This window comes from Pseudoalteromonas fuliginea (assembly GCF_000690055.1).
Lineage (GTDB): Bacteria > Pseudomonadota > Gammaproteobacteria > Enterobacterales > Alteromonadaceae > Pseudoalteromonas > Pseudoalteromonas fuliginea.
In genome coordinates this window covers 1-14,246 of sequence record NZ_JJNZ01000045.1, presented here as the reverse complement: position 1 = coordinate 14,246, position 14,246 = coordinate 1, and the positions used below count along the sequence as shown (strand labels likewise).

9 protein-coding genes are annotated in these 14,246 nt (G+C 40.3%); 6 read left to right on the top strand and 3 right to left on the bottom strand.

The window, feature by feature from the left end; genetic code table 11:
• The first annotated feature begins 69 nt into the window (after positions 1 to 69).
• Positions 70 to 2,055, top strand: coding sequence for a hypothetical protein (locus DC53_RS07460; RefSeq protein ID WP_033030522.1), 1,986 nt, complete (start codon positions 70 to 72; stop codon positions 2,053 to 2,055).
• 63 nt (positions 2,056 to 2,118) lie between these two features.
• Here the strand turns inward: DC53_RS07460 and DC53_RS07465 are convergent, their stop codons facing one another.
• From DC53_RS07465 to DC53_RS07475, 3 genes are read right to left on the bottom strand one after another with little or no spacing between them, the layout of a single operon-like run.
• Complete coding sequence (locus DC53_RS07465; RefSeq protein WP_033030516.1) at positions 2,119 to 4,515, bottom strand: ABC transporter permease; 2,397 nt, start codon at positions 4,513 to 4,515, stop codon at positions 2,119 to 2,121.
• Between the two features lies 1 nt (position 4,516).
• Positions 4,517 to 5,218: an ABC transporter ATP-binding protein gene (locus DC53_RS07470; protein WP_007377361.1), complete on the bottom strand. Its 702-nt coding sequence runs from the start codon at positions 5,216 to 5,218 to the stop codon at positions 4,517 to 4,519.
• Positions 5,219 to 5,229: 11 nt separating this feature from the next.
• Positions 5,230 to 6,483 carry an efflux RND transporter periplasmic adaptor subunit gene (locus tag DC53_RS07475; protein WP_033030515.1) on the bottom strand — a complete coding sequence of 418 codons (1,254 nt, stop codon included), beginning with the start codon at positions 6,481 to 6,483 and terminating at the stop codon, positions 5,230 to 5,232.
• Between the two features lie 225 nt (positions 6,484 to 6,708).
• Here DC53_RS07475 and DC53_RS07480 point away from each other — a divergent pair, with 225 nt between their 5' ends.
• The 5 genes from DC53_RS07480 to DC53_RS07500 all read left to right on the top strand — a co-directional run bounded on the left by DC53_RS07480 (position 6,709) and on the right by DC53_RS07500 (position 13,964).
• Positions 6,709 to 8,118, top strand: coding sequence for a sigma-54-dependent transcriptional regulator (locus DC53_RS07480; RefSeq protein WP_033030512.1), 1,410 nt, complete (start codon positions 6,709 to 6,711; stop codon positions 8,116 to 8,118).
• Positions 8,119 to 8,120: 2 nt separating this feature from the next.
• A complete protein-coding gene (locus DC53_RS07485; protein WP_033030510.1) occupies positions 8,121 to 9,440 on the top strand; it encodes a sensor histidine kinase in 1,320 nt (439 codons plus the stop codon).
• 97 nt (positions 9,441 to 9,537) lie between these two features.
• Positions 9,538 to 10,836 carry an NTPase gene (locus DC53_RS07490; RefSeq protein WP_033030507.1) on the top strand — a complete coding sequence of 433 codons (1,299 nt, stop codon included), beginning with the start codon at positions 9,538 to 9,540 and terminating at the stop codon, positions 10,834 to 10,836.
• Positions 10,823 to 12,559 (top strand): tetratricopeptide repeat protein, encoded by a 1,737-nt coding sequence (locus DC53_RS07495; RefSeq protein WP_050484146.1) that lies wholly within the window; start codon positions 10,823 to 10,825, stop codon positions 12,557 to 12,559. Before DC53_RS07490 ends, DC53_RS07495 begins: the two co-directional genes overlap by 14 nt.
• A gap of 139 nt (positions 12,560 to 12,698) precedes the next feature.
• Positions 12,699 to 13,964, top strand: a complete 1,266-nt coding sequence (locus DC53_RS07500) for a LysM peptidoglycan-binding domain-containing protein (RefSeq protein ID WP_033030505.1) — start codon at positions 12,699 to 12,701, stop codon at positions 13,962 to 13,964.
• Positions 13,965 to 14,246 lie beyond the last annotated feature (282 nt).

The window sequence follows — 14,246 nt, the reverse complement described above, 5'->3', positions numbered from 1 at the left end:
CTGCAATCGAACTTATAAAGGGTAGGTGTTTCCTACCCTCTTTTGTATGTTTAAAGCAAAGGAATCATCATGAAAAAACTACTTACACTTTTTATCACTGCACTTACAATAACAGCAAGTATGCATTGTGTTGCTATAGCAAAACAATTTGATACAAGCACACTACCCGTACTATTTTATGCAAACCAAGAGAGCTATTTAGCTCAAACACCTTGGTTTAATTTTGCGTATCAGCAACGCAAAATACAACTACAAACTTGTAAAGAAGAAGCGTGTGTTCAACGTTTACAATTTTTAGAACTCCAAGAAGGCGATCAAAGCCATCAACATAATAATGGCTCCGCTTTTTTAGGTAACGCCGATAAAACACACACTTCAAACACTTACTCAAAGCTTAAGTTAGGCCAAAGTAATCACAATACGTTGCATGTTAGCGGTAACCAGCGGCGTATTCTTTTTTCTTTTGAGATCACTGAAAGAGGCACTCCACTTCAATTTAAATTTGAAGACGAACAGGACTCTTTCACCTCAGAAAATCAACAAGCGCTTATTCGCTCATCTAAGTTATGTATATCAAAGTGTGAAACAACATGGCAGGCATTCAGCGTAGATAAGGAGGGTCAATACACTCCAATAACTTTCCACCAGCAGGCGCAAGATCAGTGGGTTGTTAAAGAATTAGATAACACTATTAGAATTGAATTAACCGCTTTATTTGGTCAATATTCGGCGCCCTTACATCAGTATCACAACGAGGAAGTGTCGTTTTCAAGCTATCAAATAAATGGCAAAGCACTTATAAATACACAGAGTCATGATCAACAAAACCAATATATTTTTGAGCAAACAAAAGTAATTGGTTTAAGTGGGCACACATGGGTTTTGCAGCAAGGCAATACACTGCAATTAACCGATAACCACGCTAGCATTTTAAAATCTCGCAAACTATCAACTTGGCATATAAAAAAATTGCTAAATAGCTATATATCAAAGCATCGTGTTTATTTGTTAGCCCAAGTAAATGAGCAATATCAAACCCCACCTGCAAAGCAAACCGTGATAGCCCAATACCCCAAGCAAAAACAAAGTAAAATGCGTCCGGTAGTACTCTATGAGTTCGATTTAGCGCTTAACTTAATATCTAGCACCACACTCTATTTGCCTGAAAGTGAACTACCGTATGCACAAATAACACTTCAGTCGTGGGGAGTATTGGTAGGCACAGGTGAAGCCGCTGCTGCATCGGTTAATCACACTTATCAAAGCAACCAGTCATCTGCAAATATGGCAAACTGCCCGATGATAAATAACGGTTATGGTTATGGCTTATTATGCTGGAAAGCATTAAACAACCCAGCTATAAATTATACACCTAGTGCAGCTAGTAGCATGATCCCAGTAACGGTTGTCGACAATACAACGCCAAACCTACTTAACCATCTGGAGGCAAACCAACATGGAATAATATTCGATAATAGCGGCGCTCCTGTTGACCCTGGCGGCTCATGGACACATGCAGATAACGTTGCAATAAACAAAGAGGACTTAGGCCTATCAATTGCGATGTATCATCAACGTTGGCATTCACCTGTCGCGGCAAATATTATTTTCCCCGCAGGTAGCTCTTCTCGTCCTGTTATGTTTAGAGCTGTAGAATATTCTGCAGCAAATACCAGCAACCTCCCACACAATGTGTGCAATCAGTTTGCTGCTAGTTCTGGCTACCCTGAATACCAAGCCGCTGATGCATGTATGACGCAAGCAAACTTTGGCCTATTTAGTTTAGAAAGTCTGAAATTTGATCGCTGGCAGGGCGGTATCTACCACCCCGACCAAAGCGTAAGTGGCAATGATAATAGCTGGTTTCCGTGGTTTACTAATTTTGTTGGCGACCCTCCAGTCGAAGACGTTTTCACCGCTGAAGCAGTCCATGAAATGGTGGCTCGTATGCGTATTAACGCTGCAAATATTGGAACTTTAATACAAGATTCATACATTGACGGGCATTTTTATACCCAAGCGCATGTACCTGGGTATTACATTTCGTATCAATAAAATTTACGATACAAAAAAGGGTTAGTGTGTTCACTAACCCTTTTTTAATTCACTGAGCTTTATTTACTCATAACGTAAAGTAAGCGATGGCCGTGTGCTTGCAGCCTTAAATGCAAGGCTTGCAACCGTGAGCCAAGTAATTACTGCAACACTAAGAGCTGCAATTAAATAAACCCACAGCGCTTGATCAACACGCTCATTAAAATTAGCGAGCCAATCACCCACCAGCCAATAGGTTATTGGGTATGCAATGGCTACACTCACCAATACTAAAATTAAAAACTCTTTTGCCAGTAGGTTCATAATACTAATACGTGATGCGCCAAGTACTTTGCGTACCGCCACTTCTTTTTGGCGACGAATTGTGGCAAACGAAGCTAAACCAAATGTACCTAAGCAGGTTAAGAATACCGCAAGGCCCGTAAAAATAAGTACTACAAAAGAAACACGCTCATCAGCTTTTAAAACCGCTTTATAGTTTTCAGCTAGTAGGTTTATTTTTGGCTCATAAATATTAGACACCTCAGCCAAGGCTGCGATCACTTCTTGCTTTATAGCTGGGAGCTTTTGCAGATTAACTGTTAAAATCACTTCAGATACCGGTGCTAAATAGTTAAAGCCACATAAAAACATAATGTTAGAATTTGCATCTTGTGCATTACCAATTTTTACATCTTTTACAACACCGACAACCCGCATATCCACATTACGCCCTGTGTCTTTAATTGTTTGTCCAACAATATCAGCCACATTGCTATAACCAGCCTGCTTGGCAACGGTTTCTGTAATAATTGTACCCACCGTTGTAACCCCGTTTGCTCGCGTCGCCCAGTCTGAGGAAAACTCACGGCTAAAGTCTCTACCAGCAATGAGCGTAAGGCCTAGCCCTTTTACGACATCAAAACCAGAACCTATCACAGGGGTTATTCCACCTGATGATTCTCCATTGGGCCAAGTTGGCTGTAATGTATTATTAATTGAAACGGTTAAACGGGTATCAATAATCGTTGCTTGCTCTACGCCATCAATAGCCGTCAAGCGATTAATGAGTGCGCTAGGCTGCTGCGTAAATACCGATTGCACTGGCAACTCTGAAACCACTAAGCGTTGCTGTGTTTGATAGCCCAAAGGAAGACTTTGTAAGTGAGATAATTGGTTTAATAACGTAATCGAGGCAATGATCAGGCCTATTGCCAATGAAGCTTGTAGGGTTAATAAACTTTTACGCACCCAAGTAGCTGTACTGCCTCGTTGTAAATCGCCACTTAATACTCGTTTAGCGCTAAATGATGAGATAAACAATGCAGGGTACAAACCGGCAAGTATGCCTACAGCAATCACCACGCTCATAATACCCAAACCAAAGGCTGAAAAATAAATTACGACTAGCTCACGATCGACTAACTGATTAAAGCTCGGTAATAACAGCTCTACTAATACACATGCAGTAATCATCGACAATAACGCAACCAACATAGACTCAGCTAAAAATTGCGTTACTAACTGCCCTTTACTTGCGCCAAGTGCTTTACGCACCCCAACTTCTTTAGCACGCCTTGTGGACTGCGCCACCGTCATATTGATAAAGTTAAAGCCCGCAATTAAAATAAGCAACACACTCAAACCCGCACAAATCATCACGACTTGCTTTGCGCCACCCGCTTTCATTTCAAATGGTGATTTGGCTATTAAATGTAAGTCTAATAGTGGGTGAAATTCAATGGCAATTTGCCCCGCCATTTGCCCATTAAAGTATTGTTTAGAAAGTGTATCCGCAAGTGCGATTGGATCGGCCTGTGGCGCTAAACGCATATAAACGTAGCTACTATTCATCATAAGGTTGCTCGGGTCATGTTTTACATACACTAGGTTTTTAAATGCAAAGTGAGTATTGCTTGGTAAATCCGCAAACACCGCCCGTACAGTATATTGCCCTTGTTCGTGCTGTAGCGTATTACCAATAACATTCACAGAACCAAAAATACGCAGTGCTTCAGACTCACTCAATGCTAGGCTACCAGGTGTACTCATAGCATTTTTTAAATCGCCAGCCAATGTGTTCATATTGATAAAATTCTCAATATTTGGAGTTGCTCCATATAAATCGCTGAGCTTAAAACCCTGATCGCGATACTGTACGTCAACCATCGCCTCTCTAGTCATCGACACCATAGTCAAACCAAAGACTTCTTCCACTTGGCTATACTCGACTGCCTTCGCTCCTTGTGAATAATTGAAGATTGGGATCACAAATAAGCCCAACTTCGAGAAGTCTTGGCCTACGCGGTAAACACGTTCAGCATGTGGCTGCTGACTATCGTAAGACAGCTCATTTTGTGCGAACAACGCCACTAAAATAGCTGAAGCTAAGCCAATACTTAAACCTAATACATTTAAAATAAAATGTTGTTTTTGCTGTTTGAACGAACGCAGCGCTGTAATAAAGTAACTTACAAACATACTATGCAACCTCCACCGTTTGTTGTACGTTATTTGCTTTATCAAGCATCACTTGGCCATCAAGTAGGCGTACTAAACGATCTGCGTAATTACCCTCTTTATCAGAGTGCGTAACCATAATTACCGTGGTGCCTTCTTTATTTAATTCGCGGAGCATTGCCATTACTTCATCACCATTTTTTGAGTCTAAATTACCCGTTGGCTCATCAGCTAAAATTAGCTTAGGGTTAATCACCAAAGCTCGCGCTACTGCCACTCGCTGCTGCTGACCACCCGATAACTGTTGCGGTAAATGATCGCCTCGATGATCAATACCCACTCGCTTTAAAATGGTTTCAACACGCTCTTTACGCTCACTTTTTGAAATTTTTTGATATTGCAAAGGCAGCTCTACATTTTGATAAACTGTCAATTCATCAATTAAGTTAAAGCTCTGAAATACAAAACCAATCGAGGCTTTACGTAACTCTGCTAATTGTTTTTCGCTATAACCTGCAATGTCAGTACCTGCAAACTCAAAGCTTCCACTTGTTGGCGAATCTAACATGCCTAAAATAGATAATAAGGTTGATTTACCACAGCCAGATGGGCCCATAATTGCTAAAAAATCACCTTCTTTTACGGTTAGAGTAATATTGCTTAGTGCAGCTGTTTCAACATCTTGAGTACGAAATACACGGCTTAAATTAGTTAGTTTGATCATTGTTATTATCCTTAAAATTGTAATTGCTGTGCTTTATCGAAGTTGCTGTAGCTAGAGGTAATTACTTGATCCCCTGCTTTTAGCCCTTCGAGCACTTCAAAATAATGTTGATTTTTTTTACCTAAACGAATATCACGGCGCAGTGCTTTGTTGTCACCTTGCTCAATAACATACACCCAATTACCGCCAGAGCTGGTAAAAAAGGCACCACGCTTAAGTAGTAAGGCATTGTTTTTTTCATCTCCTAGCATTAACTCAATATCAATACTTTGGCCGCGCTTTATACTTTTGGTGTTACTTGGTAAGTCCACTTCAATTTGAAATTGAGACTGCTGTACGCGGCTATCAATTTTGCTCACTTTGGCAGTAATCGCGTCATTATCAAGTTCAATCATCACGGCCATATCGCGCTGAACTTGATTTAAATAAAACTCATCAAGACGCACCACTAATTTATACTCGTTAGGAATATCTATTTGTCCAAGGCGTGCGCCGCTGCTTTTTGATTCACCAATTTCTACATCAAGCTCGCTTAAATAACCGGATACCGGTGCTTTTACTAATAAGTTATCGAGGTTTCGACGAGCAAATTGAAGGTTTTTCTCGAGCATTTTAGCGCTATCTGAAAGCTGTGCGACTTGCACTTCACGTATTGACTTTTCTTGCTTTTGACGCTCAAGCGTTAGCTCCTTGCGAGCATGGTAATAACTTAAATCTTCCTCAAGCTCTGCTAATTTATCTTGCGCCAACACCCCACTTTTAACTAATGGTTTAGTTTGTTTTAAACGGCGCGTTAAATGCGTAATCTTTAACTCTATTTCTAATAAGTCGCGGCGTAAATTTAAGCGGCTAGTTTCCATATTCATTTGCGTATTACGTAAAAAATTTAGCTGCTCTGTTACTTGAGCCTCACGGCCCATAACATCAAGTTGCAAGTTAGTATTACTCAAGCGCACCAAGGGCTGGCCTGCTTCTACAAATTCGCCTTGCTCTACCAAACGCTCCTCAACTTGGCCACCGGCGATAGTATCAAGATAAATACTGGTTTTTGGCACCACTTGACCACGTAAGCTCAACGCATCTTTAAATCCACCTTGTTTAACTGTGCTAACGGTGAGGCTACTGCGCTCAACATGTTGGCTACGACCTGTATCGCTAGTTTGCGTAAAGCCATACGCAGCCGCCGCAACACCTAAGGCCATCGTTGCAAAGATGAATTTTTTAAAATACTTTTGAGTAAATGAGCGTTCTATTTTCTTATCCATGTTGCCGCCTTGATACAGGTTTAATTTAACTAGTTACCTATTGCTATTACAAAGCGTATGCCAACTTTAATTATTCTTTAATTACAACAACTTGAATAATTACTTATACAGATAGATACTTTAAATGTCCGTTTATAGAACACTTTTTATTTTAATAAGCGTCCATTTATGGACACTGTTCCTTTTTTGTTTTAGGCTAAATAAAACTCTATAAAAATAAAAACCATGAAACACACAGGCTCAATTTTAATTGTTGACGACAATCCCGATATTCTCATTGCTGCACGGTTATTACTAAAACAGCATTATCAAAGTGTTAAAACCACCGACAACCCCTTTGATATTGAAGGTATCATTAACGAGCAACGCAAAGTTGAGCAACCCGTCGACGTTATATTGCTTGATATGAACTTTAGCCAAGATTCGATTAGCGGCAAAGAAGGGTTTTATTGGCTCAAAAAAATCATTGAGCAAGACGCTAATATTGTGGTGCTACTGATGACCGCTTACAGTGATATTCAGATTGCGGTGGATGCCATTAAAGCAGGTGCGTCTGATTTCATTGCTAAACCTTGGCAAAATGAGCAATTACTTGGCGCGGTTGCTGCTGCATTCTCGCACGCAAAAGACAAGCAACAAGTTGGTAAACTTACTCGCCAAAAGCAGGGACTTAATCAGGCATTAAACACGCCATCATTTGAGTTTTTAGGGCAAAGCGCAGCAATGCAGCAAGTATTTAATACTATCGAAAAAGCCGCGCAAACCGACGCTAATATATTGGTCACTGGCGAAAGTGGCACAGGTAAAGAGCTCACCGCTCACGCAATTCATCAAGCAAGTATGCGCAGCGAACAAACCTTTATGAGTGTAGATATGGGCGCAATAGCGCAAAACCTGTTTGAAAGTGAGTTATTCGGCCATAAAAAAGGCGCGTTTACTGACGCTAAAGCTGATCGAATTGGTAAATTTGAACTTGCCCAAGGCGGCAGTTTATTTTTAGATGAGCTAGGTAACCTACCTCTTGAACATCAAGCTAAGTTACTCGCCGCATTGCAAAACCGCCAAGTAACTCCGATCGGCGGCAGTAAAACAATTGATATTGATATTCGCCTCATTTGCGCCACAAACGACAACCTAGATAACGCGGTGAGTAAAGGGCGTTTTCGTCAAGATTTATTATACAGAATAAACACTGTTGAAATTCGCCTGCCTGCATTACGTGAACGCAGTGATGATATTCCATTATTAGTTGATTACTATCTCAAACACTTTTCAAAAAAATATAAGCGTAATTTAGCTATTAGCGATCATGATATGGTTTCACTTTGCCAATACACATGGCCGGGTAATGTGCGTGAGCTAGCCCACGCCATAGAGCGCGCGGTAATATTAAGTGAAGGCGAAAATCTTGATGTGAGTTCAGTAATTGGCGCTACCGCTAACAACAATAATAATGCGAATAATACAGCCGTTAATAGCAATAATTCATACGACACTTTTGATTTAGAAATTCTTGAACAACGCACAGTTCGAGCTGCCCTTACTCATCATCAAGGTAATGTAAGCCACGCTGCCAAAGCGCTTGGTTTAACTCGCGGTGCTATGTATCGTCGCATTGAAAAGTATGGATTATAAACATGCGACCTTACTTTTCCCTCGGATTTAACCTAGTCGCATTAAGCAGCTGCAGTGCATTACTGTGCTACTTACTTATTAATAAAGGTTTCTCGGCAACATTATTGTTAATCGTCTTGGTTAGTATTGCGTTGAGTGCCCATATTTTCACACTATTTACTCGCCAACAAAAACAAGCTGAAATAGTTATTCGCGCACTCGCTAATGGCGATAGTACGTTAGGCCTTAGCCAGTATCACCCAATGCGCCAGCAGTTCGATCAAGTAAAAGCACAAATGCAAACCGCACGCTTTAATGCCGAGCAACAAGCTCAGTTTTTACAAGCATTACTAATTCATGTCGATTTGGCTGTATTGGTGTCTGATAACAGTGGCCAAGTGATTGAATCAAACCCCGCTGTAAGTAAGCTTTTAGGTAAAAACATTAAGCACTTGAGTGAATTGGGCGCTGTGGGTGATCTTCTTTTAAAAGCCGAGCGAAACGTACGTAATACCCTGCATTGGCAAACAGGTGAACAGCAAGATACATTGTCAATTGCACTCAGTATCGCCGAAATTCAAGGTAAAGTTCGCCGCGTTGTCAGCATACAGTCTATTCACGACCAATTGCAGTTAAAAGAGCAGCAGGCCTATAAGCGCTTAACTAAAGTGCTAACTCACGAAATAGCGAATTCTATAACGCCACTTTCATCACTCGCTAACACGTGCACCACTTTATTACCGCAAACACTGTGCTTTAATGAGCTTGAAGATAAGCAAGATTTACAGCTCGCACTCACTACACTTGCGTCTCGCACTGAGCATTTAGGCGATTTTATAGCACGCTTTCGTCAAGTTAGTAGCTTACCTACACCTAAATTAGCGCCTTATAATTTAGCTAGTGTGCTCACACAAATAGTTGCATTACATCAGCAGCAAGCATTTAGCCAAGGCACTACTTTTGAGCTTAATATTAATACCCAACAATTAGTGATGCTCGACAACAGCCAAATAGAACAAGTACTGGTTAACTTAGTAAAAAATGCACTTGAAGTACTCGCCACAAGCCACCAACATAACGCGAAAAATCCTAATAAAGCACCAACGATTCAACTCACCCTCGCGCAAAATCACGTACAACAGCTTTACATTGAAGTCAGCGATAACGGACCTGGTATTGCTGAACATGTTATCGATATGGTATTCGTGCCCTTTTTTACTACCAAACAACAAGGCTCGGGTATTGGTTTGAGCTTGTCGCGGCAAATTATGCTCAACCACGGCGGTGATTTGGTTTATGTACAAAAACCACAAGGGGCATGTTTTAGGTGTGTGTTTGGGTAACACACATCAATATACAGTAGTAATCTAGTGACACTAATTTATCTTGCGTGTTATCTTTACCTTAATTAAGATCGAACACAAACGAATGAGACATTTGATGAGTACTCCTAGAGATTTTCATAATTCATTTTTAGATACAGCTAAACGCGATGATATATTAAATTACTATGTTAATCGTGCTCCTGATGATGCTCACGACAGTGTTGAAGATATGAAACAGGCTATCGAATGGGAAGATACACCTGGCTGTTACTTATTCTCTGGACTTAGAGGTGCAGGTAAAACCACTGAACTCCAGCGTTTATTAGCTGATCTCAAAGTAAAAAACATACCGGCTTTTTACTGTAGTGCAGACTCTTTTTTAGATTTAAATGAGCCTGCAATTACTCAAACTGAATTAATTTTCACTGCATTAGCAGGCTTATCTCACGCCGTTAAAAAAGCATATGGTGATGACTTCCTTACTGAAACAATTTGGGAGCGCACAAAAAAAGCAATGGACTCAAAAGTAGAGCTAAAACCTAAACTAAAAGCAGCAGGGGCTGAGGTTGAGTTCTCTCTAGAGGAAAATGTAACTTTTAAACAAGAATTAATAAAATTTGCTAATAGCTCAAATAAGTTTTTTCAAGAGGCCATAAAGTTTGCAAACGATGTCGCTGCATCAGTTAAACAATATACCAATCAAGATAAAGTTGTTCTTGTTGTTGATTCATTAGAAAGACTGTCTGCACCTAACGGTCAAGAAAACGTATTATTTGAATCCCTTAAAGACTTATTTTTTAACTCTCCTGCCCGATTATCTTTTGAAAATATTACCGTCATTTATACTGTTCCCCCGTATATCCATGCTGTACTTCCTAGCATTGATCAATTTTATTCTGGGAGCTTTTCGTTGCCTAATTTTAAAGTTATGCAAACACCTAAAAAAGAAAAGCCAATTGAGAAAAACCCAGAAGGTATAGCAAAAATGGTGTGTGTCGTAGAAAAACGCTTTCCTGAGTGGGAAAACTATATTTCAAAGCCCGTGATAGAGGAGTTTGCATGGCTATGCGGTGGTAACGTTCGTCGGATGTTTGCTTTAATACGCCATACCACTAAAAAAGCAGTACTTGGTAAAGTCAATTTTCCTGTAAATAGAGTTAATAGCACTCCTGTTAAGCAGGCAATTTTAGAAGAAACTAAAAATGTTCAATGGTTAAATGCACAAGATAGAAAATGGTTAATTCATTGCAGAGAGCACAGCGGTAACCTAGCACAATATATAAATGACCTTGCCAGCGACTTACCACCAATTATTCGTTTATTTGATCATTCATTAGTTTTAAATTATCAAAATGGTAGTATTTGGTACCAAGTTCCTCCAATTATGAACGACTACTTTGATGCACAATCATGATTTTGAGGCCATCTGGTCAGAATTAAAACTCACACTTGAGTGGCACGAAGACTTCTCTCTTTTTTTTGTATTTGTTGAAAATACTCAAGCGAGTTTTGCCCTTAAGCAGCGGCTAGATGACTTTATGCGCAGTCACAGTAAACCGTTACGCCGTATAAAACCAATAACTCAAACAGATTTACCAAATAAAGTTATTGATGAAATTTTTGACGCTAACGCAGGCCACTCTCCCGTTTGGTTAGCGCTAACACAGGTAGATCAAGAAGGGATTTGGGATACGCTAAGAGCCAAAACCTTAGCCACTTTAAATAAACGCCGTTCGCAGTTGGAAGATATTGTAAAAAGCCCCATTTTTATTGAGCTACCTTATACGTGTGCAGCTAGTGTTGTCACTTGGGCGCCTGATATCTGGAGTGTTCGCCAACAAATAATTGAACTACCTTCTAATATTAAGTTAAATACCAAGCTGCCACAAACTGAAGCAGAAACTTCAAATGAACCACTATTGTCATCTTTACAACTTGATGAAGCTATCTACCAAACTAGGGCCAAGATAGAACAATTGCAAAGTACGGTTACAAACCAAGGAAAAAGGCATTTGAGTATCGCCTTAGATAGATTAGGTGACTTACTAAGTAATATTGGCCAATTACCTGAAGCCAAAGCCGCGTATGCGCAAAGCTTAGCAATTTGCCAACAACTGCAAATAAGCCTTGGTGACTCACCACAAGTATTACGGGACCTGTCTGTCTCGTTTAATAAGGTGGGTAATATTGAGCTGCAACTCGGGGATCTACCCGCCGCCAAAGCAGCCTGTATGCAAAGCTTAGCGATTCGCCAACAACTGCAAACAAGCCTTGGTGACTCACCACAAGTATTACGGGATCTGTCTGTCTCGTTTGATAAGGTGGGTAATATTGAGCAGCAACTCGGGGATTTACCCGCCGCCAAAGCCGCGTATGCGCAAAGCTTAGCAATTTGCCAACAACTGCAAACAAGCCTTGGTGACTCACCACAAGTATTACGGGACCTGTCTGTCTCGTTTAATAAGGTGGGTAATATTGAGCTACAACTCGGGGATTTACCCGCCGCCAAAGCCGCGTATGCGCAAAGCTTAGCGATTCGCCAACAACTGCAAACAAGCCTTGGTGACTCACCACAAGTATTACGGGACCTCTCTGTCTCGTTTGATAAGGTGGGCAACATTGAGCTGCAACTCGGGGATGTACCCGCCGCCAAAGCCGCGTATATGCAAAGCTTAGCAATTCGCCAACAACTGCAAACGAGCCTTGGTGACTCACCACAAGTATTACGGGACCTGTCTGTCTCGTTTGATAATCTTGGCAACATTGAGCAGCAACTTGGAGATTTACCCGCCGCCAAAGCAGCCTGTATGCAAAGCTTAGCGATTCGCCAACAACTGCAAACAAGCCTAGGTGACTCACCACAAGTATTACGGGACCTGTCTGTCTCGTTTGATAAGGTGGGTAATATTGAGCAGCAACTTGGAGATTTACCCGCCGCCAAAGCCGCGTATGTGCAAAGCTTACAACTCGACAGGCAACTTCAGGTTAATTTGGGGGATACTGTAACTGTGCTTAGAGATCTCACTATATCCTTAAATAAGGTGGCAGAAATAGAACAACAATTAGGTAACTTAACCTCAGCCAAACACCTACACGCTCAGTCAGACGAAATAGCAGCTAAATTAAAAACTTTATAATCATCACGTTACCTTAACTCGTCGCTATAATGAGCAGTTTAAAGCATGCTTAAATTTAGCCCATCTCACATTTAACATTCCCTATGTTAAGCTAACCGGCTTTTAGCTAGCTGCATTTATATTACGGAGTAGTTTTTACGTGTTTTTAAATCGATATATCGGCATTTTGCCACTGATTTTTATTTTATCTGGCTGTGAGACAACACCAGAGCAACCAGCCCCTAAAACAATTATTAAAGCTAAGCCTGTTATTAATCAACAAAGTAAAGCAATTGAACAAATCGCGCCTTTAAATCCTAAAGAGCTGGACGATGTTTGGCAACGTATTCGCGCACAGCTAAGTTTTACTAATTCAAGTCACCCCGCTGTGAACAAGCGTATTGCTTGGTACTTATCTCACCCTAATTATATGGATGAAATTAGCCGCCGCGCGACACCCTATCTTTATCATATAGTGACTGAAATAGAAAAACGAGATTTACCAATAGAGCTGGCATTAATGCCACTTATTGAAAGCGATTTTGATGCAAGCGCCTATTCTCATAAACATGCGTCTGGTCTATGGCAGTTAACGCCCTCTATTGCTAAGTATTTTAAAGTAAAAATTTCACCTTGGTATGACGGTAGACAAGACGTGATCGACAGTACCCGTGCAGCATTGGATTTTATGGAGTATTTATACAAACGTTTCGATGGCGATTGGTATCATGCTATTGCGGCTTATAATTTAGGTGAAGGCCGCGTTTTAAGATCAATTAAAAACAATAAAAGGCAGGGTAAGCCAACCGATTTCTTCAGCTTGAAACTACCTAAACAAACAAGTCAATATGTCCCTAAGTTACTTGCTGCAGCCCAACTACTCAAAAGCCAAAAAATGGTATTTCCTGCGATAGCAAACAAAAATACCATTGCGGTAATACCAGTTTCGGGATCCGTTATCATAGATAACAAAGAGAAGTGGCAACAACTCGAGTCATTAAATTACGGTGTGATCCGCTTTCCAGCAGTTATTGATGCGCCTCATATCGTTGTTCTTGCCGATGAGAAAATAGAGTTTAAAGCAATGCTCGCAAATCAAAAAAGTAGTGATTACAGTCAATGGCAACACTACACCATTCAATCTGGCGACAGCCTCAGTGTCATAGCTAAACGCCATGCAATAACAGTTAATCAGTTAAAGGCCTTTAACAATCTAAAAAGCAATCGTATTCGCGCAGGGAAAAAGCTGATACTCCCTATACTTGCAGATCAAGAAATCGAGCATAAAGTTAAATCAGGCGAAAGCTTATGGAAAATAGCTAAGTATTACAAAGTCAGTATTAATAAACTAAAACAATGGAATAACCTTTCAAGTGACCATTTAAAAATAGGTAAAAAACTTACTGTATTCTTATCTAATAGCTAACTACTTGGCTGATTATTAAATATATGGGCTGATGATTTTATCAGCCCATATACCCTTCAAAAAATGGTTTGATTATTTATCAATCATACCAATACCATTTATTAAGTGATTAGATTTATCCATTTTTAAAATACATACATCCAAAACTGCAACATTTGAGCAAAACACATTTAATGCTCTACATACTTGCCCCACACAATACATAAGTTGTGACTGCAGGACCTCGAGTGAGTAATGTTCGCTACTCCCTTATATTTAAATTTTCTGCAGACGTAAAAAAGC

What these genes read in the sequence shown, in the direction of transcription:
- DC53_RS07470 (WP_007377361.1), bottom strand. Translation starts at nt 5,218, where the DNA reads ATGATCAAACTAACTAATTTAAGCCGTGTATTTCGTACTCAAGATGTT.
- DC53_RS07475 (WP_033030515.1), bottom strand. Translation starts at nt 6,483, where the DNA reads ATGGATAAGAAAATAGAACGCTCATTTACTCAAAAGTATTTTAAAAAA.
- DC53_RS07480 (WP_033030512.1), top strand. Translation starts at nt 6,709, where the DNA reads ATGAAACACACAGGCTCAATTTTAATTGTTGACGACAATCCCGATATT.
- DC53_RS07485 (WP_033030510.1), top strand. Translation starts at nt 8,121, where the DNA reads ATGCGACCTTACTTTTCCCTCGGATTTAACCTAGTCGCATTAAGCAGC.
- DC53_RS07465 (WP_033030516.1), bottom strand. Translation starts at nt 4,515, where the DNA reads ATGTTTGTAAGTTACTTTATTACAGCGCTGCGTTCGTTCAAACAGCAA.
- DC53_RS07490 (WP_033030507.1), top strand. Translation starts at nt 9,538, where the DNA reads ATGAGTACTCCTAGAGATTTTCATAATTCATTTTTAGATACAGCTAAA.
- DC53_RS07460 (WP_033030522.1), top strand. Translation starts at nt 70, where the DNA reads ATGAAAAAACTACTTACACTTTTTATCACTGCACTTACAATAACAGCA.
- DC53_RS07495 (WP_050484146.1), top strand. Translation starts at nt 10,823, where the DNA reads ATGCACAATCATGATTTTGAGGCCATCTGGTCAGAATTAAAACTCACA.